Origin of the sequence: Maritalea myrionectae (assembly GCF_003433515.1) — a bacterium.
In the GTDB taxonomy this organism is placed as follows: Bacteria; Pseudomonadota; Alphaproteobacteria; order Rhizobiales; family Devosiaceae; genus Maritalea; species Maritalea myrionectae.
In genome coordinates this window covers 2941328-2967595 of record NZ_CP021330.1, presented here as the reverse complement: position 1 = coordinate 2967595, position 26268 = coordinate 2941328, and the positions used below count along the sequence as shown (strand labels likewise).

Sequence of the window (26268 nt, the reverse complement as noted above, 5' to 3'; positions counted from 1 at the left end):
TTAAGAACGGGGTGGCAAGGTGCAAGGCTGGTTCTTCGTACTCATTTTGGTTTTAACAGCAGGTGCGCTGTTTTATGTTGGCCGCTCTCGTGCTGTCTCCGCGGTAGGTGGGGACTCGACTCTTCTCCACTCAAAGCCTGGTTTTCATGGCGCCTTTGTCATGATTTGCGGCATTGTGCCCGCCGTTTTGGTGTTCTTCACCTGGCTTTTATTTTCCCGCTATTTGACCAATGCTTTTGTCGCGTCTCAGCTTGGTGCTGATTTTGCCAATCTGGCGACAATCGAACAGCAAGCATTGATGCGCAACATGCGCTCCTTCGCGGACCGCACAGATTTGAGCGCGCTGGGCGCGATCGAGGTCAATGCGGTTGAGGCTTATCGGTCATTTGTGACCAACACGGCGTTGGCCCTGCAAGCGGTGGTTGCCGTTTTGGTGATTGTGGGCAGCTGGTTCGCCGTGCGCGCGATCAGTAAAGATTTGCGCGCCCGCCAGATTGTTGAAAAAACAGTCATGGTCGTTTTGATCGCCGCATCTGGCGTGGCCATTCTCACCACGCTTGGCATCGTGTTGTCCCTGATTTTCGAAAGCATTCACTTCTTCCAAAAAGTGAATTTCCTGGACTTTTTGTTCGGCACGCACTGGAGCCCGCAAAGCGCATTTGAAGGCGTTGGCGAGGAAGCCACAGGCCGAAATTCAGAAGTCTTCGGTGCCATTCCAGTATTTGCTGGCACATTGTTGATCACCGCGATTGCCATTCTCGTCGCCGCGCCGATTGGGCTAATGTCCGCCATCTATCTGTCCGACTATGCGTCGCCAAAACTGCGCGCCACAGCCAAACCCATTTTGGAAGTTTTGGCCGGTATCCCCACCGTGGTTTACGGCTTTTTCGCCGCGTTGACCGTGGCCCCGTTCTTCCGCAACACAGGTGAGGCTGTGGGCATTTCAGTGTCATCCGAAAGCGCGTTGGCGGCGGGGTTGGTCATGGGCATTATGATCATTCCATTCGTCTCCTCCTTGTCGGACGATGTGATCAATGCGGTGCCGCAAAGTTTGCGTGATGGGTCTGCTGGCTTGGGCGCCACCAAATCAGAAACCATTCGGCGCGTGATTTTGCCAGCGGCGTTGCCGGGCATTGTGTCAGCCCTGATGCTGGCCATTTCCCGCGCCATTGGCGAAACCATGATTGTGGTGATGGCCGCTGGCCTTTCCGCCAATATGACGGTGAACCCCCTTGAGGCGGTAACCACCGTAACCGTGCAAATTGTAACCCTGCTTGTCGGTGACCAGGAGTTCGATAGCGCAAAAACACTCGCTGCCTTTGCCTTGGGCTTGGTGCTGTTTTGCGTTACCCTGCTGCTGAACGTCATTGCGCTTCGGGTGATCCAAAAATATCGAGAGCAATATGACTGATTTAACAGGTGGCAATGTGGAGAAGGCCTCGATCCATACCAGCGATGATGCGCGTTCACGCTTGGCAAAGCGTTATCGCGGCGAGTCATTGTTTAAATGGCTCGGTCGATCAGCTATTGGCGTTTCTGTCGCGTTTTTGCTGTTGTTGCTTTCCACCGTTGTTTTTCAGGGCATGCCAGCCTTCACATTCAATTTCGTCAATCTGCCGTTCGAGTTGACCAAAGAAAAGCTTGATACGGATGGATCATATGACAGCTTGCGCAAAGCCAATTATGACGCGGTCGTGCGCGACGCCATACGTGATCAATTTCCAAGTGTAACGGGGCGGAGCGAGAAACGCGCGCTGAGCGGCCTTTTGTCGTCGGGCGCCCCTGTTTACTTACGCCAGCAAGTGCTCGATGACCCAAGTGTGCTGGGCAGTGATAAGCGCCTTGAAATCCCGATTTCAGATTTTGCCGATCTTTACCTTAAGGGCCAGATCACCAACGATTCTATCATCGAAGGCAATGGCGCCTTACAAGTTGATCGCAATGATAAAGGGTTGCGCTTGATTGCCGATGAACCTGTGTTTGCCGATGCATTGGCCCGCGCCAAAGAAGCATTGAAAAGTCAGGCCGCCAGCATGCGCGACCAGCAATCAGGCTTGCAATTGTCATTGAACAAAACCCGTGGTGATATTGAAGCCCTGCAAGGGCGCATTCCGGCAGAAACCAATGCCAATGTGAAGTCTCGGTTGGAAGCTGAACTTGAGCGTTCGCAATCAGATATTTCGGTGCTCGAAGCGCGCATTAAGCAGCTTGAAGAGCAAACCAACGCTATTGAGAGCCGCGTGGCCAATCCTGGCTTGGGCGAAAAGCTGACTGGCGAAATGTTGTCAGTGCTGGTCTACGCCAATGATGCGGTGCTCAAGGTAGAGCAGGTCACGTCCACCACAGCCAATGTGGTTGAATATATGCCACTTAACGAGGCCACAACCTCGATCGCTGCCAATCAGTGGAACATCCGTGTGCTCGAAGTGCCTGAGGCCAATCGCAAATTCACCGACCAGGAAATCGTTTGGACGGATGAGTTGGTCGAGCGTGGCTATGTCCGCTCTGGCCTCAACACAATTTTCTTCACCCGCGGCGCCAGCCGTGAGCCTGAAATGGCAGGTGTGCTCGGCGCGGCCGTTGGCTCGGCCCTGACCTTGATTGTCACCTTGCTCCTGTCGTTCCCCCTGGGGGTAGCCGCCGCGATCTATTTGGAAGAGTTCGCACCGAAAAACCGCTGGACCACATTGATTGAGGTGAACATCAACAACCTCGCCGCTGTGCCCTCCATCGTGTTTGGTTTGCTCGGTTTGGCGGTGTTCCTCAATTATTTTGAACTGGATCGCTCCGCGCCTTACGTTGGCGGTATGGTCTTGGCGTTGATGACATTGCCCACCATCATCATCGCCTCACGTGCCGCATTGCGCGCCGTGCCACCATCGATCCGTGAAGCGGCCCTCGGCATTGGTGCCTCGCGCCTGCAAACAGTGCTGCACCATGTGTTGCCATTGGCCATGCCTGGCATTCTCACCGGCACGATCATTGGCATGGCGCAAGCCTTGGGCGAAACAGCGCCGCTTTTGATGATCGGCATGGTGGCCTTTGTGGTCGATATTCCGATGGGCTTTTCCGATCCATCCACAGTGTTGCCTGTACAAATCTTCATGTGGGCCGATTTTCCTGAACCCGCCTTCCAACAGCGTACATCGGCTGCGATTATGGTGTTGTTGGGCTTTTTGATTGCAATGAACGCGCTTGCTGTTGTCCTGCGCAAACGTTTCGAACGCCGCTGGTAAGCCGAGCTTCGGTGCAACCACATATATTGAGGTAGATGATGAGTGTAGACGCAAATTTGGCCGCCACCGCCGCGCAAGCGCCGGCAGATAAAGCGGGCAAGCTGAAAATGAGCGGCAACGGCGTTAACGTGTTTTACGGCGATAAGCAGGCGCTGTTTGATGTGGATTTGAATATCTACAAAAATCAGGTGATCTCTTTGATTGGCCCTTCGGGCTGCGGTAAATCCACCTTCCTGCGCTGCTTGAACCGCATGAACGACACCATCGATGTGTGTAAAGTGACCGGCAAGATCGTGTTGGACGAGCAAGATATTTACGACAAAAACATCGACGTGGTTGAGCTGCGTGCTCGCGTGGGCATGGTGTTCCAAAAGCCAAACCCATTCCCCAAAAGCATTTATGAGAATGTGGCCTATGGCCCGCGCATCCATGGGATGACACGTTCAAAGGATGAGCTGGACGATTTGGTCACCTCGTCCTTGCGCCGTGCGGGCCTTTGGGAAGAAGTCAAAGATCGTCTGGACCAACCCGGCACTGGCCTTTCCGGCGGTCAGCAGCAGCGTTTGTGCATTGCCCGCGCCATTGCCACGCAGCCTGAAGTGTTGCTGATGGACGAGCCATGTTCAGCGCTCGATCCCATCGCCACAGCGATTATTGAAGAATTGATTGACGAATTGCGCGCGAACTTTACGATTGTAATCGTGACCCACTCCATGCAGCAGGCGGCGCGGGTGAGCCAGAAAACAGCGTTCTTCCATTTGGGCAAGCTGATTGAAGAGGGCCCAACTGACCAGATTTTCACCAACCCGATCAACAAAAAGACGCAAGATTATATTACAGGGCGTATCGGGTAATAATAAGCGGCGAAAGACATAATTATGGCAACTCCAGATAACGAACATATTGTTACCTCTTACGAAGATGAACTGACATCTTTGACGCGCGCCATTTCAGAAATGGGCGGCATGGTGGAGGTGGCCATCACCAACGCCACCCAAGCACTGATCCGTGTGGATCATGAGCTGGCCAAGCAAACCGCCAATGGCGACAAGCGCGTGGATGATATGCAGCGTCTAATTGACGAGCAAGCAGTCTCCATGATTGCCCGTCGCCAACCCATGGCTGGCGATTTGCGTCACATCGTTTCCGCGATCCACGTGGCTAACGATCTGGAGCGCATTGGCGACATTGCCAAAAACCTGTCGCGCCGGACCCTTCATATCGACAGCCAACGTGTGTCCAAGCAGCTTTATAATGGCGTGCGGCATATGTCCGACCTGTCTTTGCAACAGGTCAAGCGCGCCCTGGATGCGTTCACTGCACGGGATTCAAAAATCGCCATTGATGTGTGCCGTCGTGATGATGAAGTGGACTCGCTGTACATCTCATTGTTCCGCGAATTCCTCACCTATATGATGGAAGATCCGCGCAACATTACCGATTGCACGCATTTGTTGTTCTGCGCCAAAAATCTTGAACGCGCAGGCGACCACGCGACCAATATCGCAGAAGCAGCCTATTATTTGGAAACAGGCGGCAATCTTTATAACGATATTGAGAGCGGCAAGGTCTCTTTGGGATAAGCCAAAAACTGCGAGGTTGGGGTTATGTCACCACACATACTGATCGTCGAAGATGAAGCCGATCTGGCATTAATGCTGCGCTATAATCTGGAAGCAGAAGGCTATAAGGTCTCCGCCGCCGAAAGCGGTGACGAAGCCGCTTTGATCATGCGCGAAGAAGTGCCGGATTTGATTTTGCTCGATTGGATGCTGCCGGGCCTGTCTGGTATTGAATTATGCCGCCGCTGGCGCACCCGCGAAGAAACAGCCCGCACGCCCATCATTATGATGACCGCACGCGGCGAAGAAGAAGAGCGTGTGCGCGGCTTGGCCACTGGTGCTGATGATTATGTGGTGAAGCCGTTTTCCGTGCCAGAGCTGCTGGCGCGAGTTAAAGCCTTGCTCCGCCGCTCCAACCCGCATCTCACAGCCCAAAGCCTCACCGCCGGCGATATCGAACTGGACCGCCAAACCCACCGCGTCAGCCGTTCTGGTCGCGAGGTGCATTTGGGCCCCACCGAATATCGGTTGCTCGAATATTTAATGCAAAGCCCAGGCCGGGTGTATACCCGCGAGCAATTGCTGGATAGCGTTTGGGGCCATGATGTCTATGTGGATGAACGCACCGTCGACGTCCATGTCGGCCGCCTGCGCAAAGCCATCAACCGTGGCCGCTCAAAAGACCCCATCCGCACCGTCCGTGGCGCCGGCTATTCGTTCGACGAGAAGTTTGCCACGGCTTAACGGTTGAAAGATGCCATCTTCCATCTGTTCAGCCAAATAGGAGCTCACGGTAAGACAGGTGCTCCTCAGGGTAGCTAGTTAGTTTGAGCTCCATTGCTGTGTGTTGCACCTCGTCGCGCAGCATGGGGAGCAAATCTTCATCGTCAGTCATTATCGCCAGTTCAACAAAAGAGCCAAGCCCATCCACCTGATCTAATGTGACGTGAAATTTGTCGATGAAATAGATATCTCGACGTTTGTGTATTTGCCGCTTCTCAATGAAGCCGAGTGATTTTAGCATCGCGAGTGCTTTATCATAATTGGCAAGGTCTATTGCCACACATTCGTCTTTTGCCGGTCCTTTTGAAATCCAAAGAACGCGTTCAGAAGGGCGCATATGCCGGAGAGTGTGAAACTGGCCGTTAGCCTCAAGTCGCCCATCGGGTAAATCAAGAAAAACGTCAGTTTCGGCATTGCCAAGGGTAAAAGGAATGGCTGATAATTTTTCAAGGTGTTCTCTCACAGACGCAAGGTCTGCCACCCGGAATTTTCTCTCTACCTCGAAGCGCCCTTTAAAATGATCGCCGGGATCACATAGCATGCCTTTGGTTTCCAAGTGGTCAGAGCGCTGTTGCATTTAAACGATCCCTTCTCATCATATAGTTTTTATATTGGCGATGTTTGCCACTGGCCAGCCGGAAACCTATTAGTTTGGGGGGGCATTTCTGCGAAATCTTGGTGCCTGATGCAAACCATTTCAGTTCACTCGAATTTCCGTAACCGATTAAAAACAATTTCATATGTAGGTTTACTACAATTGGGAATTCGGCCATCTTTCGATTTCATTCTGATTACAGGTAAGAATTGCCCAAGCGCCCCTGCGCTTAAGCGCGATTTATTCCGATTTATGGGGGCGTCTCCCCTGACTTTTTAGATTTTTTAGGAGCAAGGCATGATCAACAAATATAGATGGTACGAGATTGTGGGCATCTATATTGGCATCGCCATTTTCCTCACCTTTATCCTCGCGCCCTTCATTGAAGCCTTTTTGGTGTCGCTGCGCCCTTGGCGGGAGATCGTGTCCATACCCTACGAAGTCTTCACTGAAGGCATGAGCTTTGACGCTTATTTCAGCGTGTGGAAACATGTGCCTCTGCTCGGTCATTATATTTGGAACAGCTTTTTCATTGCCAGCAGTGTGACCATATTGACCTTGATTGCGGTGATCCCCGCCGCCTGGGCCTTTGGGCGATTTGAGTTTAAGGGCCGCGAGGTGCTGCTCACCGCATTTCTGACCATCACCATGATTGGGCCGACCGTTTTTATTCTGCCCCTGTTCAAGATTTTTCTTAAATTCGGGCTTCTTGATACCTATTGGGCAGTGATTTTGCCCGGCGCGACCTTTTTGATCCCCGTGGGCATCTGGCTGCTGCGCTCCTATATGTTGACCATCCCCCGCGAACTTGAAGAGGCCGCTTGGGTTGATGGCGCTTCAAGGCTCTATATTTTGCGCCGGGTCATCATGCCCATTGCCATGCCCGGCATCGCCGTGGTCGCGATCGCGACCTTTATCGGCGCCTATTCGCAACAATTTGTGATCGCCTTCGCCTTTTTGTGGACGCCGGAAATGCAGCCCCTGCCGCTTGGGTTATTTCCGTATGCACAAGGATCGGTGGCGCGTTGGAACGATGTGATGGCCGCCAGCCTGATCGGTATCTTGCCGGTTTTGCTCATTTTTCCATTTGTGCAACGGCGCATGGTCGCCGGTCTCACCGCCGGTGCAGTGAAGCAATAGCGGCCCCGCCGCATCAAGAGGCCGGATTTCTCAGCATATCCGGCTTGCATTGGGGGTGGTCTATGGTTTAGAACACCTCTTTTCCGGTCGCAGCCTACCCGGATATCAAAACAAGGGCCCTAAAAATGAAAACACTCGTTATCTGCTCGGGCGGGCTGGATTCCGTCTCGCTCGCGCATATTATAGCCGATCAGCATGAGCTGACCCGGCTTGTCTCCTTCGATTATGGCCAACGCCATCGCAAGGAGCTTGATTTTGCAGCCGCGGCTGCCAAGCGTTTAAATGTGCCCCATCATCTCATGGATATGCGCGGCATCGGTGCCGCCTTATCTGGCTCTGCGCTCACCGACGATATTGACGTGCCTGATGGGCACTATGCCGAAGACACAATGCGGGTGACCGTGGTGCCGAACCGCAATGCCATCATGCTCACCATTGGCTTTGGCATCGCCGCCGCCAATGGCGATGAGGCCGTGGCCACCGCGGTGCATGGCGGTGACCATTTTATCTATCCCGATTGCCGCCCCGAATTCACCCGCGCCTTCGATAAGATGCAAAAGGCAGCGCTGGATGGTTATGCCAATGTCCAGCTCTATACCCCGTTTGTGGAGCGCAGCAAGGCGGACATTGTGAAAGAAGGCGCGGCACACAGCACTCCTTTTGCTGAAACCTGGTCTTGCTACAAAGGGGGCGAGGCGCATTGCGGCCGGTGCGGCACATGTGTCGAACGCCGCGAAGCCTTCCACCTTGCGGGTGTAGAAGACCCAACACTTTATGCTGATCCGGATTATTGGCTTGAAGCCGTGGCAGAAGGGGAGAAGCGATAATGTTTCGTATTCGCAAAGAATTTCATTTCTCCGCCTCCCATCAATTGGACCATTTGCCCGCAGACCATCAATGCGCGCGGTTGCACGGTCACAATTATATTGTCGTGGTGGAACTGGCCGCCGAAACCTTAAATGAAGACGGTTTTGTGCGCGATTATCATGATCTTAAACCGCTCAAAACCTACATTGATGACCATTTCGACCACCGGCATTTGAATGACGTGATGGACGGCCCGTCCACAGCGGAAAATATGGCGCTGCATTTTTACAAATGGTGCCACGCGCGGTGGCCGGAAACCAGTGCGGTTTTGGTCAGTGAAACGCCCAAAACATGGGCCGAATACCGCCCATGACTTTGCGCATCGCTGAAATTTTTGGCCCCACAGTGCAGGGTGAGGGCGCACTGATCGGTGAACCCACCGTCTTTATCCGCGCAGGCGGCTGCGACTATCGCTGCAGCTGGTGCGATAGCCTTCATGCCGTGGAAAGTCAGTATCGCCACGATTGGGCCGCGATGAGTGATGAGGCCGTGTGGGACGAGGTGCTGCGGCTCTCGGACGGGCAACCGCTCACGGTGTCACTGAGCGGCGGCAACCCCGCCATTCAAGATTTTGGCCCGGTCATCGCGCGGGGCCGCGCTGCGGGGTATCGTTTCGCCTGCGAAACCCAAGGCTCCGTTGCACGGCCCTGGTTTGCCGAGCTGGACACATTGGTGCTGTCGCCCAAGCCACCCTCCAGCGGCGAAGTGGTGAACTGGCCCAACTTCGATGAATGCCTAAAAGCGGGGGCGGCGGCGCGGCAAATGGTGATGAAGATCGTCATTTTCGACCAGGCCGATTATGATTGGGCAAAGCAAGTCCATGGCCGCTATCCTGATCTGCCGCTTTATCTTCAGCCCGGCAACCCAGAAGTGGATCCGGCAACCCCAATTGACCCACAATCGCTTATCGACCGATTGGCGTGGCTAACAGACACAGCGATGGCTGATCGCTGGTTCGCCCCCCGTATCTTGCCGCAACTGCATGTGTTGTTGTGGGGCAATAAACGCGGCGTATAGGAGAAACTCATGACTGAAAATATCTATGCGAACTTAAAGCAACTGGGCGGCGAAACCCGCATTCCAGCATCGCCGGAAGAGGCCGAGCTGGAGCGTGTGCCCAACCCGCAAGCAGATGTGACCTACAATGTGCGCTTCACCGCGCCAGAGTTCACTTCACTTTGCCCTATGACCGGCCAGCCGGATTTCGCGCATTTGGTGATTGATTATGCCCCCGGTGCGTGGCTGGTGGAGTCAAAATCGCTCAAGCTGTTTCTAACCTCCTTCCGCAACCACGGCGCTTTCCATGAAGATTGTACCATCTCCATCGCGCGCCGCTTGGTCGATTTTCTGGAGCCGCAATGGCTCCGGATCGGCGGTTACTGGTATCCACGCGGCGGCATCCCCATCGATGTGTTCTGGCAATCTGGCCCAGTCCCCGAGCAACTCTGGCTCCCAGACCAAGGCGTCCCCCCTTACAGAGGTCGCGGCTAACCACACAACCGATCCGCAGCGCCCAAATGGAAAAAGCCGGACGAGCGCCGCGAGGACCCCGCGCGACTTTTCGCGCGCGCCCGCGCAGGTTAGGCACCGTCAGGTGCCGCTCAACCGTGAGCGAAAAGAACATTGCCACGGCAATGGAAAAAGACGGACGAGCGCCGCGAGGACCCCGCGCGACTTTTCGCGCGCGCCCGCGCAGGTTAGGCACCGTCAGGTGCCGCTCAACCGTGAGCGAAAAGAACATTGCCCCGGCAATGGAAAAAGACGGACGAGCGCCGCGAGGACCCCGGCGCACTTTTGCGCCGCGCCCGCGCAGGTTAGGCACCAAAGGTGCCGCTCAACCGTGAGCGAAATAAACTCAAAAAGGGCCACCCGACGAAACCGGACCGCCCGAAAGCGACCCGGTTTCTGTTTAAGGTGCAGCGGTTTTGCAGCCTTATGCCGCTTTCTCGGATGCACTAATTCGCGCCACCAGATCGTCCGCAGAGCGGTCCGCATTCTCTAGCGCGTTTTCGGCCATAAAGTGCTGATCAGCAGCAACAAATTCCACATCATCAATCCCAATGAACCCAAGGATATGGCGCAAAAAGTCGCTGGCAAAATCGATGTCAGAGCCAAACGGTGTGCCGCCTGATGCAAAAGTCACAATCGCCTTCTTCCCTTTCAGCAGTCCTTTTGGCCCGTCTTCGCTGTAAACGAATGTTTTACGGGCGCGGCAGATCAAATCAATCCAGGCTTTCAGACTGGCCGACACGGCAAAATTATAGAGTGCCACCCCGATGACCAATATATCCGCCTCTTCAATTTCAGCGATCAATTGATCGGATAGGGCCAGCACCTCTTGCTGCGCAGCAGTTCGATCTTCTTCCGGGCTATTGTTGGCCACAACCCATTCCTGCGTAATAAGGGGCAGGCTGTTGTTCAGATCGCGCAGCACCACCTGGTCAACAAGGCCTTGATCGGCCAGCTGATCAATTATCCGCGTGGCCAGGCGGCCGGATTGGCTGGCCTCTCCCATCACGCTGCTATTCACCTGCAGAATTTTCACTTTATCGCTCATGCCATATTCCTTCCAATTGCATTCGGGGCTTGGCCCACATGGTGTCGAGCGGAAGCAATAGCAGCTTTACATATTCAGAATAATAGCATTAGATAGCAAGATATTATTGCGATTTGGAGAATAATGTGAGTCATCTCGATGAGATGCGCACCTTCGTGGCTGTCGCGGATGCGCAGAGCCTGACCGGTGCCGCAGGCACATTGAACATTGCCTTGTCGGCGGTCAGTCGACGCCTGAAGGAGCTTGAGCGACGGCTCGGCACAACCCTGATTTTGCGCTCGACAAGGAGCATAAATCTAACCGCAGCGGGCGAAGATTATCTCTGGCGCTGCCGACGCATACTCGACGATATTCAAGAAGCCGAAAGTGCCGTTTCCCAAGGTGCAAAAAAGCTGATGGGCCGCATTCGCATGGCCGCGCCCCTCACATTTTCAACTCAGCATCTGGGCCCCATCCTGTTGGATTTTATGGTCCAGCATCCTGAGGTGAATATTGATCTTGACCTCAATGATCGGCGGGTAGATTTGATTGGCGAAGGGTTCGACCTCACCATCAGAATTGGCCAATTGTCCGATAGCGGTCTGATCGCAAAGCGGCTGACCACCATTCGCCGGGTGCCTTGTGCTGCCCCGGCGCTTTTGGCAGCATATGGCCAGCCGGAAAAACCGGAAGATCTGGCTGAGCTTCCGATCTTGACTTATCGCTCCACCCGCAACCACCTCACATGGCCCTTTACCCGTCCCGACGGCACCAGTGGCGTCGTTAAGCTCAGCAGCCGCATGGCCGTCAACAATGGTGATATGTTGCGCATGGCAGCGGAAAAAGGGCTTGGGGTGGTGCTTGAGCCCACCTTCATCACCCATCAAGCCATCGCGTCGGGCACACTTGTGCCGCTTTTTGCCGATCATCAATGGTCAGACTATGCGGCCTACGCCCTTTTCGCCCAAAACCGCAATATACCTCGTCGCGTGCGGTCGCTGATTGACTTTATCGCCGAAGAACTCTCGCCCGAACCAGCTTGGGACCGCCATATTTCCTTCACTTAAGAGGGAAAAGGCTGCGCGCGAACACAAGAAACCACCGCCCCCAAGAAACGTTGCACTACCCACCCGCAAGCGAAAAGCACATTGACACAATAATGGGAAAAGACGGACGAGCACAGCGAGGACCCCGGCGCACTTTTGCGCCGCGCCCGCGCAGGTTAGGCACCGAGAGGTGCCGCTCAACCGTGAGCGAAAAGACCATTGCCGCCGCAATGGAAAAGACGGACGAGCGCCGCGAGGACCCCGGCGCACTTTTGCGCCGCGCCCGCGCAGGTTAGGCACCGTCAGGTGCCGCTCAACCGCGAGCGAGAACAAACAACACCACCCAACCGCGAGCGAAAAAACTCCAAAAAAAGGGGCCGCACAAAGCGACCCGATTTTAAGTCAAATTTCTCTAGCTTTTCTTGCGCCGATCAAGGGAGTGATAAGCCCGCTTGGAGTGGAACTCGCAATAAGGCTTGCCTTCATCGCTGTGCCGACCACAAAAGTGGAAGTCCTCAGAAACAGGGTCGCCAATTGGCCACTTACATGTGTGCTCATTCAGTTCCATCAAGCCAATGCGATCGGCCTCTGGAATGAAAATCTCAGATTCAGCATTTAATTCAAATGATTGCTCAGCTTCTGTATCGGCACTCATCTTCAACGCTGTGTTGCCGGCAACAGCAGGGCCGCCGCTGGAACGGCGCGGTGCGGATGCTGCGGCTGGGCGGCTGCCCGCGCTGCGTGCTGTTGTGCTCGAGGCGCTGCCACTTGGTCGCCTTGGCGCACTCGCGGCTGTTGCCCGCGGTTTACGCGCACGTGGTGCTGAAGAAGCAGGCTTTGCCCGGCCAGAAAGTTTCAACCGGTGTACTTTGCCGATCACCGCATTGCGGGTCACCCCTTCGCCAAGCTCTGCCGCGATCTGGCTTGCGCTCAAGCCTTCCATCCAGAGTTTTTTCAAAATCGCAACGCGCTCGTCTGTCCACGCCATGGAGTTCCTCCATTTTAATCAAAAGATAGACTCGGGCACCTCACCGAAAAATGCGTAAAATCCGGTTCAAATACCATCCATCGTATGTACTTATAGGTCCGCCACACGAGATATCGTGTTCCTATAGGATTACTTTACAAGACCGGATGAATCCGTGACAAGGCTCGAGTGGCTTTTATTCCGGTTATCCAAGACATTTTTCACCAGCGTTGCATTTAGGCAATTTCGCAACCAATTGACATTTTCTGGCTAAACTGGTCATAAATGCATTGGTTATCGCGTTGCGCCGTTGCGGGCAACGCGTTTTTTGGTTTTAGGTGCCTGTGTCGCACCAATTAAAGGGCAGAAAGGAACATCAAGACAATGTCCGCACTCTATAAAAACTATCAACGCGCCGATCTCTCGTTTGAGCGGGGCGAAGGGGTGCGACTATTCTCATCTGATGGAGGAGAATATCTTGATTTTGCCGCTGGCATTGCCGTCAATGCATTGGGCCATGCTGATCCGTATGTTGTGCGTGCATTAAAAGAGCAAGCAGAAAAGCTCTGGCACGTCTCCAACATCTTTTCTATTCCCGAAGCAGAAAAGCTTGCGCAGCGTTTGGTCGACAGTTCTTTCGCGGATATGGTGTTCTTCACCAATTCTGGCGCGGAAGCCATTGAATGTGCCATTAAAACAGCGCGGCGCTATTTTTATGATCAGGGTCAGCCCGATCGTTATGAGATCATCACTTTCACAGGTGCGTTTCATGGCCGGACCTTGGGCACCATCGCCGCAGGCGGCAACGAAGCCTATTTAACAGGCTTCGGCCCCAAGGCCGGAGGTTTCCCTCAGGTCCCCGCTGGCGATCTCGATGCCGTGAAAGCGGCCATCAACGACAAAACCGCTGCCATCTTGCTTGAGCCTATTCAAGGCGAAAGTGGCATCAATGTCTTTAGTACCGACTTTTTGCGTGCATTGCGCACCCTGTGTGACGAGCATGGCATCTTGTTGATTTTGGATGAAATCCAATGTGGCTATGGCCGCACCGGTAAAATGTTTGCTTATGAATGGGCGGGCATTGAGCCAGATGTGATGGCATTGGCCAAAGGCATTGGCGGCGGCTTCCCGCTCGGCGCGTGTTTGGCGACTGAAAAGGTCGGCGCTTCAATGGTGCCGGGCACCCACGGCAGCACCTATGGTGGCAACCCCATGGCCTGTGCCGTGGGCAATGCTGTGTTGGACCGCATTTCAGAAGATGGCTTTTTGGACCATGTTGAAGAGATGGGCAAATATTTGAGCTGGTCTTTGCAGCAATTGGCACAAAAGTTCCCCAACGAGGTGTTGGAGGTGCGCGGCAAGGGCTTGATGGCTGGCATTAAGGTCAATCAGCCTGCTGGTGAATTGGTGGCGAAACTGCGCGATCAACATCTGCTTGTCGCAGGCGCGGGTGATAATGTTATCCGTTTTCTGCCGCCGCTCATTGTTGAAAAACAGGATATAGATGAGGCGATCAACCGAATGGAAAAAGCGTTCTCCGCTTAATTCGTTCAACAGATCTTCGCTTCCCCCACAAGCAACTCATGACAAAAGGACAGTCACCATGGCTGCAACACAACATTTTTTGGATCTCGGTCAGTTCACAAAAGAAGAGCTGAGAAAAATTCTCGATTTGGCCCACGCCCTAAAAGCAAAATTGAAAGAGGGTGAAAAACCACCTTTGTTGAAAGACAAAGTGTTGGCGATGATTTTCGACCGAGAAAGCACCCGCACCCGCGTTTCGTTTGACGTGGGCATGCGCCAGCTTGGTGGCCAAACATTGATGTTGACGGGTGACGAGATGCAATTGTCGCGCGATGAAACCATCGCCGATACGGCGCGTGTCATGTCGCGCTATGTCGATGCCATCATGATCCGGCTGCTCAGCCATGATGATCTGGAAGAAATGGCTGCGGCGGCGACCATTCCGGTGATCAATGGCCTAACGCGCTTTTCGCACCCTTGTCAGATCATGGCCGACATTATGACCTATGAAGAACATCGTGGGTCAATTGAAGGCATCAAGATTGCCTGGCAGGGCGATTGTAACAATGTGTTGATGTCATGGATTCAGGCTGCAAAATTGTTTAATTGTCAGTTGAATATTGCGTGTCCTGAACAATATAAGCCAAATCAGGCCATGCAGGCAGAGATAAATGCCAGCAACGGTAAGGTGCGTGTCACCCAAGATCCGGTTGAGGCCATGAAAGATGTGGATTTGGTCATCACAGACACTTGGGTGTCTATGGGTGATCTGGACGCCACCATCCGTCGTGAAATCTTGTCTCCACACCGCGTGACAGACGAATTGATGGCCGAGGCAAAGCCCGACGCCATCTTTATGCATTGTCTGCCCGCGCACCGCGGTGACGAGGTGACGTCCGACGTGTTGGATGGGCCCAAATCGGTTGTTTTTGACGAAGCTGAAAATCGGCTGCATGCCCAAAAAGCAGTTTTGTGCTGGGTGTTCGGCATTGAGGAGCTTAAATGACAGAAGACTTTTTGAAAGCCGCTGGGTTGGACCGCGAGGAAAGCCTTAGCGATAGCGTAGTGCCTTTTGCTGTTGAAGGGCTGGATGTCCGGGGCCGTTCGGTCAAAATGGATGAAGCGCTGCACACAATATTGACACGGCACGATTATCCAACGCCCGTGGCGCGCCTGCTGGGCGAAGCCATTGTATTGGCCAGTCTTGTCGGCTCTTCGCTCAAGTTTGAAGGGCGCTTTATTCTGCAAACCCAAACCGATGGCCCGGTCAGCATGATTGTGGTTGATTTGCAAACACCTAACGGGTTGCGCGGCTATGCGCGGTTTGACGAAGTAGCCCTCAGCGAAGCCGCTGAAAAGGGTGCCTTGTCACCTGAAGAATTGTTGGGCAAAGGCATTTTGGCCATGACCATCGATCAGGGCGAGATGACCGAGCGCTATCAAGGCATTGTGCAGTTGGATGGCGACGGATTGGAAGATGTGGCCCACCGCTACTTTATGCAATCTGAGCAAATCCCAACCAAAGTTCGTTTGGCCGTTGCCCAGTTTAGCGAAAAGGGCAAAGCGGCGGATCAGTGGCGCGCGGGGGGCATTTTGCTCCAGCATTTGCCCGCACATGGCGAACGGGCCATGGCTGACCTTCCTGGTGATGGGAATTTTGATAATCCTGAAACTGCGGACATTGATTTTGAGCCGGAAAACAACTGGGTTGAGGCCAGCGCCTTGCTCGAAACGGTGGATGATCATGAACTGGTCGATCCGCAGGTTTCATCAGAGCGGCTTTTGTTCCGCCTGTATCATGAAACGGGCGTGCGCGTTTTCGAGCCTATGGTTTTGGAAGAAAAGTGCGGCTGCAATGCCGACAAAATCGAAGCCATGCTGGAACAGTTTTCCAACGAGGATATCGACTCCATGGTGGTCGATGGTGATATTGAAGTGGTGTGTGAATTTTGCTCCACGGCCTATCATTTCAATCCCCACCTGTTCCTAAAAGACTAGCGCATTCGCTTTTAATTGCGGCAGAAGGTTGATCCGGTGGCGGGCCGCACCACGTAAAGATGTACAAAGTTTAATTTGTTCAAGATGCGCCAGCGGCGTAGATTGAATAAAAACAGGATCTTTACAATGGACCGCCAAGTGGATCAGCCAACCGCCTCTGAACCCGTAGCGCAAAACCCACAACCCGCCGCACCTAAGCGCCGCAGGGTGTCGTTTTTTGGCCTGCTGTTCAGGCTCCTCTTGGCCATCGCCATCATAGGTGGAGCGGGTTTTTTCGCGTTTCAAATGGTCTCTTCCCGGCCGGAGCCGCCTGAACGGCAAGCGCGGGAACGCACCTTCACCGTGCGCACCGTTGAAGTGAACGCGCTATCCGCCCAACCCAACCTGACCTATTTTGGCGAAATTGTTGCTGCTGGCTCGCTCGATGTACGTGCGCAAGTGGTGGGCGAAATTGTGGACATTCATCCAAACGTGGCCGCAGGCAACAGCATCAGTCAAGGCGAGTTGATCGCGCGGATCGACGATTTTGCGTACCGGGGGGCGCTGACCGAAGCCAAGACCAGTTTGGCCGAAGCACAGCTGGGCGCCACCGAAGCGCGCGAACGCTTGCAGTTGGAAGAAGCCAATTTGGATTTCGCCCGCGAGCAGTTGGAGTTGTCCAAAAGAGATCTCGAACGCGCGCAGACATTGCTGCAATCAGGCGCGTTGACCCAAAAGAATGTTGATGACCGTGAATTGCTTGTGTCTCAGCGCGAGCAAGCCTTAAAACAACGCCAAGCCAACATTGCCATCCAGCAAGCACAGCTTGATCGCCAATTGGCCAGCATGGAGCGGTTTGAGTGGCAAGTGGAACGGGCCGAACGTGATCTTGAAAACACCGAAATCTACGCGCCATTCGACGCCGTAATCAACAGTGAAGCCATCGCGTTGGGCAAAATTGTCAACGCCAATGAGGCATTGGTCAGCCTTTACCGCCAGGACCAGTTGGATGTGCGGTTCACCATGTCTGATCGTCAATATGGCCAGATATTTGCTGACGGGTTGATTGATCGCCCGGTTGAAGTTGTGTGGGAAGTTGAACCGGAAAACCTCACCGCAAACGGACACATCACCCGCGCTGGCGCTGAAATCGATGCCGCTAAGGGCGGGGTGCAGGTCTATGCACGGCTTGAAGATGCCCAGGCGACCACCTTCCGTCCCGGCACCTTTGTGAAAATATTTGTGCCCGGCCGTGAATATGAAAATGTCATCCGCTTGCCGGAAACCGCGATTTACGACAACCGCTTGATTTACACCATTGAAGAGGGACGCATGGTCTCCCACGATGCCGAAATTGTCGCGCGGGATGGCGCACAATTACTGGTCCGTGCTGATATAAAAGATGGCGCTGAGGTGATCACCACCCGGCTGGCACAGGCAGGTGATGGTTTAGCGGTCACCGTTGAAGGCGAAGCGCCACCCATTCCCGCACGGGGCGAGGGTCGGCGTGGCGACGGAGAACGCCCTGCACAAGGTGAACAACAGCCGCAATCGGATGATAATGCCACCGAGGGTGAAGAATAATGAGTGCCGCCCGCAAAAACCGCGCCCGCTCAATTCTTGAGCTGTTTGTGCGCCACCGCAACGCCGCCAATTTGCTGATGATCTTGATGATCTTGTTTGGCGCGTGGGGCGTTTCCAAGCTCAATCGCCAATTCTTTCCCTCGTTGGAAGTGAAGCAAATACAAGTCTCGATGGTCTGGTCCGGTGCCAGTGCCGACGACATTCGAAAAAACATGCTGCAAGCTATTGAGCCGACAGTACGCTTTTTGGATGGCGTGCGGTCCATGTCGTCACAAGCGCGCGAAGGCTCGGGCACCATTTCGCTTGAATTTGAGCGCGACACCGATATGCGCCAAGCCGAAGCACAGGTTGAGGCGGCAGTCGCCGGGGTAACCAATTTGCCCATCGATGCGGAAACGCCTGAAGTGAACAGCCCAAAATTCTTCGACCCCATCGCGGATATTGGGATATCGGGACCATTCCCTGAAGCCACCTTGCGGTTTTATGCCCGCGAAATTCGCGACGGTCTGCTGGATGCCGGCGTCGATCGGGTAACATTTACCGGCTATCGCGACCGCGAGATCAATATCATTGTCGACGATCAAAAGCTGCGACAGCTCGATCTTACCACCGCCGAAATTGCGCAAACTATTTCGCAAAACACAGCCGACCGCCCCTCCGGCTCAGTGGAAGGCGACTTGCAGGCGCAAATCCGAGCGTTGGCCGCTGAAATTGGTGTGAACGAACTGGCGAAATTGGAGCTCAAAACCACGTCACAAGGCGATAAATTGCTGTTGGGCGATGTGGCACAAATCGAAGACGGGTTCAACAGCGACCAAAGCGTCGGCTTTATGGGCGGCGATCAGGCCATCCGCTTGTCAGTGTCGCGTTCTGCCACCGCAGATACTGTTGAATCCTTTGAAACCATGAACACCTATTTGGAGGAAATCCGCGAAGTTTTGCCCGCTTCATTGCGAATTGAAGTGTTCAACGCAGCCGCCTCATTGGTGGAAGATCGCTTGGCCTTGCTGGTCAAAAATGGTGTCACGGGGCTGGCGCTTGTCTTGATTGTGCTGTTTATCTTTTTGGATTTCCGCATCGCGTTTTGGGTTGCCGTGGGCATTCCGATCTCGCTGTTGATGACCCTTGGGGTGATGTATCTCACGGGCCAAACCATCAATATGATTTCCATGTTTGCGCTGCTCCTCACCCTGGGGATCATTGTGGATGATGCCATTGTGGTGGGGGAACACACCGCCACCCGCTATGCCATGGGCGACGACCGCGCGGATGCGGCGATTGCCGGGGCAGGGCGCATGGCCGCGCCCGTGATCGCCGCCAGCCTGACGACCATGGCGGCCTTTGGCCCTATTTTGCTGGTGGGCGATGTGGTGGGGCAAATCCTGTCCGCTTTGCCCATGGTGGTGATCGCGGTGCTGATCGCCTCCCTGATCGAATGTTTCTTGGTGTTGCCCGGCCACTTGTCCCATGCATTGCCCAAAGTGCGTAAAGCGCCGGGCATGTTCCGTCGCAACTTTGACCGTGGGTTTGATTTCTTCAAGGACCGCATTTTTGGTGCGGTGTCGCGCCTGTCTTATCGCTGGCGCTATGCCACCACCGCCATTGCCATCGCGTTGGCGATTTTGGGTGGTGCGTTGATCCCTGCTGGCAAACTGGGATTTGAGTTTTTCCCTTCAGTCGAAGGCGAAACCGTGTCGCTGAATGCCAATTTCCAACCCGGCGTGCCGCAAGAAGATATGTATGCCCTGATTGATGAGATGGGCAAGGTCGTCGAAAAAGTCGAAAAGGAACTGACACCAGAGGGAGAAACCCTCATTGTGACCAGTTTTGCCTCGCTTGATGTGGAAAATGGCCGCGCCAATATTCAGATTTATCTCACGCCGTCTGAACAGCGCTCCGTGCGTACCCGTGAAATCGGCGCCGCCATTCGTCAGCAATTGCCGCGCTTTGCAGGTGTGGATCGCATCGGCGTCCGCGAGCCGCGGGGCGGACCTCCAGGACGCGCCATCGATGTGGAATTTACCGGCGCAGATACAGCCACCTTGAAGGCCGCAGCTGAAGATTTGTCCGCTGTGCTCGAAGGCTTCGATGGGGTGCAAGACATCAATGACACCCTTAATTATGGCAAGCCCGAACTTGTCCTTGAGCTCACCCCACGCGGCAGCGCTTTGGGCTTCAATATCGATAGCTTAGGGAGCCAAATCCGGGACGCTTTTGAGGGACGTGTCGCCCGTCGCGTTGCGGCAGAGGATGAGGAAATCACCATCCGCGTGGAGCGTGATGGCGAAAATGAGGGCACCTCAGCCCTCAGAAACCTATGGGTGCGGTCGCCAGCGGGTAACTTTGTCCCCTTGCTTGAAGTTGTCGATTTGAGCGAACGCCAAGGCTTCAACCGCATTGTGCGCGAAGAAGGCAAAACCACCGTGCGGGTAATTGCCGATACCGACAACAACATCATTTCCGGTCCCGAAGTCATCACGCGCCTTGAGCAGGATTATATGGGTGCGATCGTGGCCGAACACGGCGTCAATTACAGCTTTGGCGGCACACAAGCCGAGCAGAACGCCGCCTTTGGCGATTTGCGGCTGGGCGGTCTGATCGCGCTGGGCATTATGTATGTGATCATCGCGTGGATTTTCGCGTCCTACTTTGCCCCCCTCGCGGTGATGCTCATCATCCCGTTTGGGGTGGTTGGTGCCATTTGGGGCCACTTTATCATGGGCTATTCCCTCACCATCATTTCGGTGATGGGCCTGTTGGGCTTGGCCGGCATTTTGGTCAATGACTCGATTGTGCTTGTGTCGCGTTTGCAGGAGCGTTTGGAGGAAGGCGACAGCCTTTATGAAGCGGCCACGGGTGCCTCGCGCGACAGGTTGCGCGCTGTGCTGCTCACATCGCTCACCACCATTGGCGGGCTTACCCCACTGCTGTTTGAAACCAGCTTGCAGGCGCAGTTCCTCATCCCCATGGCGATCACCATCGTGTTTGGGTTGGGCTTGGCCACCGCATTGGTGCTGTTCCTCGTGCCCGCCTTTATCGGCATTGGTGCAGATATTGGTGCCTTCTTTGGCTGGCTGTTCCTGCGCGAAAACGCCCCGAGTTTCCGCGGACTACTGCTCGGCCATCACCACACGGTACCGCGTCGAACTGATCCGGCAGAATAGCGCGCCTGTTAGCCGCGCCAAAAGCGCGGCAAAAACAGCACCAACACTGTGAAAATCTCGAGGCGACCGACAATCATGCCGGTGGCAATCAACCATTTTGAAACATCTGAAAGTGGCCCGAAATTGCCGGATGGTCCGATAATGTCGCCCAAGCCCGGCCCCACATTGGAAATGGCGGTGGCCGCGCCGGAAAAGGCCGTCAGGCTGTCCAACCCGGTCAAGGAAAGCAATAGCGCCAAAATGATGAAGAAGAAGAAATAAAGGAAAATAAAGCTCATCACAGAGGCGGAAACCGTGTCTGAGATGATTTGCCCATTATAGCGTTTCACGAACACGCCAGACGGATAGAGAATTTGCCGAATATGCTGTTTCAAATCCAAGAACAGCACCTGAAACCGGAAGATTTTGATGCCGCAGGAGGTAGACCCCGCACAACCACCAATAAAGGTGATGATGAAAAACAGTGTCACCGAAATGCCGCCCCACGCACCATAATCTGTGGTGGCATAACCCGTGCCGGTCATCACAGAGGTGACCGAGAAGATCGCATGGCGAAACGCCACTTCGCCACGGTCAATTTCATCGACATATTGCACGATAACGGCCACCAAGGTCACTGCAGCCAACACCAGCAAAAAGGCGCGCACTTGGCTGTCGCGCCACAGGCTGGAAATATTGCCGCGCACCATTTTCACATAGATCAAAAACGGCAACGCCCCCAATATCATAAAGGCCACCGCGATATAATCGATCATGGCAGAGCCATAACTGTCGATGGAGCCATCTCGGGTCGAAAAACCACCTGTGGCCACCGTGGTCATAGAGTGGGAAACCGCATCAAAAAGTGACATGCCTGCCGCCCAATAGCTGACAGCGCAAACGAAGGTGAGAGCAATATAAATCGTGGTCATGTTGGACGCGATTTGCGCCGCGCGGGGCAAAATCTTTTCCGCCGTGTCGAAGGCTTCGGCCTTAAACATCTGCATGCCCCCGATTTGCAACATCGGCAAAACAGCAACGGCCATCACGATAATCCCCAACCCGCCGAACCATTGCAGCAGGCTGCGCCACAGCAAAATGCCGGGGGGTAGATTGTCGAGGCCGGAAATGACGGTTGCACCTGTCGTGGTCAGCCCCGACATGGATTCAAAAAATGCGTCCGTATAGCTGAGATTGATCCCGGCCCAATAAAAGGGCAGGGCGCCAAAAACGGCCAGCACCACCCAGATAATGGCGGTCATAAAAAATGCCTGCCGCGCATTCAGGCTTTGGTCATAGCCAAAGGAAGCCGCCCAGGTGCCTGCGCCCAAAAGGGTGGTGATCAGGCCCGACGTGACAAAGACGATCCAGTCATCATTGCCCACTAGCGCGTCGGCAATCGCAGGCAAAAACATCGAGCAGCCCAAGATCGCGGTCAGCACACCAATGATCATCAAAATCGGACGAAATTCCATAAATGTGCAGATCCCGGATGGTTGCCGACTCTTTTCGTGTTGCCACGATGCTATATCATAACATTCTGCTCACAAACATGTGCAGCATGTTCTCAACCCTTGAGTGATAGTTTAGTTTGCTTTGCAAGTGAAGCCTTGTACCGCTGGAAGCGGCACCTGAAGGCACAATAACCGACGGCGAAGGACAATTTATGCTTGATGGCCAAATGCGCAAATGGATCGATCCGCCGCTCAATTTTGTTGGTCGACAATTGGCACGGGCGGGCATTACGGCCAATGGTGTCACCCTTGCTGGCCTTTTGATTGGCCTCATTTCAGCCGTTACGGTGGCCATGGGATACTTCTATGCCGGATTGATTTTGATGCTGTTGTCGCGGGTGATGGACGGTTTAGACGGGGCCGTGGCCCGCGCCACGCAAAAAACCGATTTCGGCGGCTATTTCGACATCACCGCAGATTTTCTGTTCTACGGCGCGTTTCCGCTCGCCTTCATCATCTTCGATCCTGCGCAAAATGGGGTCTGGGGCGCCGTGCTCTTGGTCAGCTTTTATTTCAACGGCGGCACCTTTTTGGGCTACGCCATTTTGGCCGAAAAGCACAAATTGACAACCACCAAGCGCGGAGCAAAGTCGCTTTATTTTTCCACTGGCCTCACCGAGGGCACGGAAACAATCGCCTTCTTCGCCGCGCTTTGCATTTGGCCGCAATATTTCAATGTGCTGGCAGGTCTCTTCGCCGCCGCCGTATTTTATACGGCGATTGCGCGCATGCTTTTGGCCTACCAGGAATATGGCAATAAGATCACCGAGTGATTTGGTCGTCCCGGCTTAGTGCCGGGCCCCCCTAAATCTGATCCAGTGCAAATTGCAGGTCGCTGAGCAAATCTTCCTCTGCTTCAAGTCCAACAGACAAGCGTAGCAACTTCTCAGAAATCCCCAATTCAGCCCGATCCGCCTCTTCCAACCGTTGGTGGGTGGTGGTCGCTGGGTGCGTGATGATGCTTTTCGCATCGCCCAAATTGTTGGAGATTTTGATCAGCGCCAAATGGTCCGCCACCGCATAAGCATCGGCCTGTTTGCCTTTGACATCAAAGGCCAACATGTTGGAACCGCCTGTCATTTGCTTTTGCGCCAACTCATACTGCGCGTGGCTTGGGTGTCCGGCATAATAAACCCGCTCTACTTTCGGGTGGTTGGCCAACATGTCCGCAACCGCCGCAGCATTCTGCGCCATTTTTTCAACGCGCAAGCCCAGCGTTTCCAATCCTTTGAGCATCACCCAGGCATTGAATGGGCTCATGGACGGCCCGGTTTGGCGAATGATGGTATGCACATCGCCTTCGATGAGTTCTTGATCGCCCACAATCACGCCGCCCAAGCAACGGCCTTGGCCATCAATATGCTTTGTGGCGGAATAAACCACCAGATCAGCGCCCAATTCCAGCGGACTTTGATAGATTGGGGTGGCAAACACATTGTCGACGACAAATTTTGCGCCATGGGCCTTGGCGATTTTGCCCACAGCTTCCAAATCCACCAGTTCAATGGTGGGGTTGGTGGGGCTTTCCACAAAAATGGCCTTGGTGTTGTCGCGCATCGCCGCTTCAAAATTCTTCGGGTCGCGTCCGTCCACCAAAGTTGAGCTCACGCCCCAGCGCGGCAAAAAGTCTTCCACCACATAGCGGCAGCCGCCAAACAAGGCACGTGAGGCCACCACATGATCGCCCGCCTGCACAAGGCTCATCAATGCCGTCGTCACCGCGGCCATGCCGGTTGCTGTGCCGCGTGCCGCGTCGCCGCCTTCTAAAAGCGCCATGCGGTTTTGAAACATTTCAACAGTGGGGTTGGAGAAGCGTGAATAGATATGGCCTTCCGTATCGCCTTTAAAGCGCAGCCGCGCGGCTTCAGAACTGTCGTAGGTAAAGCCAGAGGTCAGATATAGCGCCTCTGAGGTTTCTCCGTGATGGCTCCGATCTGTGCCCCCGTGCACCATGCGCGTCGCAGGGCTTTGCTTTTTGGGGTCCAACAGAGGGTTTTTGCTTTGCGCCATCTTATAATTCTCCAAACAAAAAAGCCGACCCAAATGGCCGGCATACGCGGTCGCCTTAGCAAGTTGATTTAGGGAAGTACCCAAGGTGGCTGCAAGCAGACCGGCCAAATGACCACCGAATTATGTGATCTAATGCCAATTGTGGCTTGGCGTCAATGTTTAACATTGCTAACAACAAATGGTCTGCAAAAGAATGTAATGGGTAAGTCAAGTAAATGACGTCAGCAACCGGTATCTATTCCGCCCGCATGATCAATCAAATGCATCAAGATGGCGCCATTATTTCTGCGCAGCCCTTCGATGCGGATCAGGTGCAGCCCGCCAGTCTCGATTTGCGCTTGGGCACAATTGCATATCGCGTCCGCGCCAGCTTCTTGCCGGGGCCTAAAACCTCGGTGATGAAGCGGATCGAAGATCTCAAACTGCATCAGATCAATCTTGGCGACGGCGCAGTGCTGGAACGCGGCTGCGTCTATATCGTGCCGCTGATGGAAGAACTGGCCCTGCCTGAGGGCGTCAGCGCCACCACCAACCCCAAAAGCTCCACCGGCCGTTTGGATATTTTCACCCGCGTCATCACTGATGAGGGCCGCGCGTTCGACACAGTGCCCGCAGGCTATAAGGGCAAGCTCTATCTCGAAATCAGCCCACGCACATTCCCCGCATTGGTGCGGCAAGGCTCACGCCTCAGCCAAATCCGTTTCCGCTCCGGCGATAGCCGTTTGAGCGTGGCCGAGCACAAAGAATTGCACGCCAAAGAAACCCTGGTATTTGATGATGATGCCATTGTCGAACAGGGCGTGTCCCTTTCAATTGATCTTCTTGGCAGTGATCGCGGCGGATTGATCGGCTATCGCTCCAAGCGCCACACCGCTGTGGTTGATGTGGACAAAAAAGCAGCGCTCGACATTCTCGATTTTTGGGAACCCTTGCATGATCGCGGCACGGGCGAGCTGATCCTCGACCCGGACGAATTCTACATTCTCGTGTCGCGCGAAGCCGTGCATGTGCCGCCAGATTATGCCGCCGAGATGGTGCCGTTCGACCCGCTGGTCGGCGAGTTCCGCGTCCACTATGCGGGCTTTTTCGACCCCGGCTTCGGCCATGCCGGCGCCGCAGGCGCAGGCAGCCGTGCCGTTCTGGAAGTGCGCTCACGCGAAGTGCCATTTTTGGTGGAACATGGCCAAACCATCGGCCGCTTGGTCTATGAACGCATGGCCGAGCGCCCAGATAATCTTTATGGCGCGGACCTAGGATCAAACTACCAGGGCCAGCACCTCAAATTGTCCAAACACTTTAAGCAGAACTAGGTTTCTTGCTGGGGTCGCCTACTTAATCGGCGTGCCGTCAAGGCGCGTATAGTCACGCTTGCCGCCTTCGCGATGCAGGGTCAGATCATGATCGGGATAATGCACCTTATCCTTTTCGCGATTTGCGCTGACAATCAAAAAGCTGGCGTCCGCATCCGAACGGTTTTGCAGGCAATGTCCAACCGGGCTGTCCGCCTTCCACGCGGCGCAATCGCCCGCCCGCAAAACAGTCTCTTCATCCTCAACCAACACCAGTTCACCCGATAGCATCAGCAAGAACTCATCTTCGGTTTCATGCCAATGACGATGAGACGAGGCTGAACCAGGCGGCAGTTTTTCCATGCGCACGCCCAGCCCGGACATGCCCGCGGCCTTGCTCAGCGCCTTGTCGGCGTAGGGGCCATCATTTTGCCCGGTTAGTGGATGGGGTTGGCTGTCATGTTCAGTCCAACCCGGCAGTTCAATCTTCGGCAT

General features: G+C 54.4%; 25 protein-coding genes and 1 riboswitch. Of the genes, 18 read left to right on the top strand and 7 right to left on the bottom strand.

The window, feature by feature from the left end:
• The first annotated feature begins 19 nt into the window (after positions 1-19).
• The 5 genes from pstC to phoB are packed head-to-tail and all read left to right on the top strand — an operon-like array spanning position 20 to position 5542.
• The gene (gene pstC / locus MXMO3_RS14950) at positions 20-1411 is read left to right on the top strand and encodes a phosphate ABC transporter permease subunit PstC (RefSeq protein WP_117396396.1); all 1392 of its coding nucleotides are present in this window, start codon (positions 20-22) and stop codon (positions 1409-1411) included.
• Positions 1404-3236, top strand: a complete 1833-nt coding sequence (pstA, locus tag MXMO3_RS19070; RefSeq protein ID WP_117396395.1) for a phosphate ABC transporter permease PstA — start codon at positions 1404-1406, stop codon at positions 3234-3236. The genes pstC and pstA overlap by 8 nt, the downstream gene beginning before the upstream one ends.
• A 38-nt stretch (positions 3237-3274) precedes the next feature.
• The gene (gene pstB, locus MXMO3_RS14940) at positions 3275-4090 is read left to right on the top strand and encodes a phosphate ABC transporter ATP-binding protein PstB (protein WP_036220939.1); all 816 of its coding nucleotides are present in this window, start codon (positions 3275-3277) and stop codon (positions 4088-4090) included.
• A gap of 24 nt (positions 4091-4114) precedes the next feature.
• Positions 4115-4819, top strand: a complete 705-nt coding sequence (gene phoU, locus MXMO3_RS14935; RefSeq protein ID WP_036220936.1) for a phosphate signaling complex protein PhoU — start codon at positions 4115-4117, stop codon at positions 4817-4819.
• 24 nt (positions 4820-4843) lie between these two features.
• Positions 4844-5542, top strand: a complete 699-nt coding sequence (gene phoB, locus MXMO3_RS14930) for a phosphate regulon transcriptional regulator PhoB (RefSeq protein ID WP_027833883.1) — start codon at positions 4844-4846, stop codon at positions 5540-5542.
• A 28-nt stretch (positions 5543-5570) separates the two neighbouring features.
• Here phoB and MXMO3_RS14925 read toward each other — a convergent pair whose 3' ends face one another.
• Complete coding sequence (locus MXMO3_RS14925) at positions 5571-6158, bottom strand: class IV adenylate cyclase (protein ID WP_117396394.1); 588 nt, start codon at positions 6156-6158, stop codon at positions 5571-5573.
• A 315-nt stretch (positions 6159-6473) separates the two neighbouring features.
• On the opposite strand from MXMO3_RS14925, the gene MXMO3_RS14915 reads away from it, so the two are divergent.
• From MXMO3_RS14915 to queF, 5 genes are all read left to right on the top strand, one after another.
• Complete coding sequence (locus MXMO3_RS14915) at positions 6474-7316, top strand: carbohydrate ABC transporter permease (RefSeq protein ID WP_117396392.1); 843 nt, start codon at positions 6474-6476, stop codon at positions 7314-7316.
• Between the two features lie 125 nt (positions 7317-7441).
• The gene (gene queC / locus MXMO3_RS14910) at positions 7442-8143 is read left to right on the top strand and encodes a 7-cyano-7-deazaguanine synthase QueC (RefSeq protein ID WP_117396391.1); all 702 of its coding nucleotides are present in this window, start codon (positions 7442-7444) and stop codon (positions 8141-8143) included.
• A complete protein-coding gene (gene queD, locus MXMO3_RS14905; protein ID WP_117396390.1) occupies positions 8143-8496 on the top strand; it encodes a 6-carboxytetrahydropterin synthase QueD in 354 nt (117 codons plus the stop codon). The genes queC and queD overlap by 1 nt, the downstream gene beginning before the upstream one ends.
• Positions 8475-9200: a 7-carboxy-7-deazaguanine synthase QueE gene (gene queE / locus MXMO3_RS14900; protein WP_205468030.1), complete on the top strand. Its 726-nt coding sequence runs from the start codon at positions 8475-8477 to the stop codon at positions 9198-9200. The genes queD and queE overlap by 22 nt, the downstream gene beginning before the upstream one ends.
• 9 nt (positions 9201-9209) lie before the next feature.
• Positions 9210-9674: a preQ(1) synthase gene (queF, locus tag MXMO3_RS14895; protein ID WP_117396388.1), complete on the top strand. Its 465-nt coding sequence runs from the start codon at positions 9210-9212 to the stop codon at positions 9672-9674.
• Between the two features lie 442 nt (positions 9675-10116).
• Here queF and MXMO3_RS14890 read toward each other — a convergent pair whose 3' ends face one another.
• Positions 10117-10740, bottom strand: a complete 624-nt coding sequence (locus tag MXMO3_RS14890) for an FMN-dependent NADH-azoreductase (protein ID WP_117396387.1) — start codon at positions 10738-10740, stop codon at positions 10117-10119.
• A gap of 125 nt (positions 10741-10865) precedes the next feature.
• On the opposite strand from MXMO3_RS14890, the gene MXMO3_RS14885 reads away from it, so the two are divergent.
• Positions 10866-11786 (top strand): LysR family transcriptional regulator, encoded by a 921-nt coding sequence (locus MXMO3_RS14885; protein WP_162889298.1) that lies wholly within the window; start codon positions 10866-10868, stop codon positions 11784-11786.
• Between the two features lie 391 nt (positions 11787-12177).
• Here the strand turns inward: MXMO3_RS14885 and MXMO3_RS14880 are convergent, their stop codons facing one another.
• Entirely contained in the window at positions 12178-12753 is a 576-nt protein-coding gene (locus MXMO3_RS14880) for a GcrA family cell cycle regulator (protein ID WP_027833875.1), read from the bottom strand.
• A 354-nt stretch (positions 12754-13107) separates the two neighbouring features.
• On the opposite strand from MXMO3_RS14880, the gene MXMO3_RS14875 reads away from it, so the two are divergent.
• The 3 genes from MXMO3_RS14875 to MXMO3_RS14865 are packed head-to-tail and all read left to right on the top strand — an operon-like array spanning position 13108 to position 16254.
• Positions 13108-14277, top strand: coding sequence for an aspartate aminotransferase family protein (locus MXMO3_RS14875; protein WP_162889340.1), 1170 nt, complete (start codon positions 13108-13110; stop codon positions 14275-14277).
• A gap of 58 nt (positions 14278-14335) precedes the next feature.
• Positions 14336-15262 (top strand): ornithine carbamoyltransferase, encoded by a 927-nt coding sequence (argF, locus tag MXMO3_RS14870; RefSeq protein WP_117396384.1) that lies wholly within the window; start codon positions 14336-14338, stop codon positions 15260-15262.
• A complete protein-coding gene (locus MXMO3_RS14865; protein WP_117396383.1) occupies positions 15259-16254 on the top strand; it encodes an Hsp33 family molecular chaperone in 996 nt (331 codons plus the stop codon). Before argF ends, MXMO3_RS14865 begins: the two co-directional genes overlap by 4 nt.
• Here the strand turns inward: MXMO3_RS14865 and MXMO3_RS18740 are convergent.
• Positions 16243-16539, bottom strand: a complete 297-nt coding sequence (locus MXMO3_RS18740) for a hypothetical protein (RefSeq protein WP_162889297.1) — start codon at positions 16537-16539, stop codon at positions 16243-16245. The genes MXMO3_RS14865 and MXMO3_RS18740 overlap by 12 nt on opposite strands.
• Here MXMO3_RS18740 and MXMO3_RS14860 point away from each other — a divergent pair, their 5' ends adjacent.
• The gene (locus MXMO3_RS14860; RefSeq protein ID WP_162889296.1) at positions 16540-17817 is read left to right on the top strand and encodes an efflux RND transporter periplasmic adaptor subunit; all 1278 of its coding nucleotides are present in this window, start codon (positions 16540-16542) and stop codon (positions 17815-17817) included.
• Positions 17817-20981, top strand: a complete 3165-nt coding sequence (locus tag MXMO3_RS14855) for an efflux RND transporter permease subunit (protein ID WP_051213295.1) — start codon at positions 17817-17819, stop codon at positions 20979-20981. Before MXMO3_RS14860 ends, MXMO3_RS14855 begins: the two co-directional genes overlap by 1 nt.
• 8 nt (positions 20982-20989) lie before the next feature.
• On the opposite strand, the gene MXMO3_RS14850 is transcribed toward MXMO3_RS14855, so the two are convergent.
• Positions 20990-22435, bottom strand: a complete 1446-nt coding sequence (locus MXMO3_RS14850; protein WP_027833871.1) for a TrkH family potassium uptake protein — start codon at positions 22433-22435, stop codon at positions 20990-20992.
• A gap of 191 nt (positions 22436-22626) precedes the next feature.
• Here MXMO3_RS14850 and MXMO3_RS14845 point away from each other — a divergent pair, with 191 nt between their 5' ends.
• The gene (locus tag MXMO3_RS14845; RefSeq protein ID WP_117396381.1) at positions 22627-23247 is read left to right on the top strand and encodes a CDP-alcohol phosphatidyltransferase family protein; all 621 of its coding nucleotides are present in this window, start codon (positions 22627-22629) and stop codon (positions 23245-23247) included.
• 31 nt (positions 23248-23278) lie between these two features.
• Here the strand turns inward: MXMO3_RS14845 and metZ are convergent, their stop codons facing one another.
• On the bottom strand, positions 23279-24484 hold the full coding sequence (gene metZ / locus MXMO3_RS14840) for an O-succinylhomoserine sulfhydrylase (protein WP_027833869.1): 1206 nt from the start codon (positions 24482-24484) through the stop codon (positions 23279-23281).
• Between the two features lie 48 nt (positions 24485-24532).
• A riboswitch (SAM riboswitch) is annotated at positions 24533-24610 on the bottom strand.
• An 89-nt stretch (positions 24611-24699) separates the two neighbouring features.
• On the opposite strand from metZ, the gene MXMO3_RS14835 reads away from it, so the two are divergent.
• Complete coding sequence (locus tag MXMO3_RS14835) at positions 24700-25794, top strand: 2'-deoxycytidine 5'-triphosphate deaminase (RefSeq protein ID WP_117396380.1); 1095 nt, start codon at positions 24700-24702, stop codon at positions 25792-25794.
• A gap of 18 nt (positions 25795-25812) precedes the next feature.
• Here the strand turns inward: MXMO3_RS14835 and MXMO3_RS14830 are convergent, their stop codons facing one another.
• On the bottom strand, positions 25813-26268 hold the full coding sequence (locus MXMO3_RS14830; RefSeq protein ID WP_117396379.1) for a cupin domain-containing protein: 456 nt from the start codon (positions 26266-26268) through the stop codon (positions 25813-25815).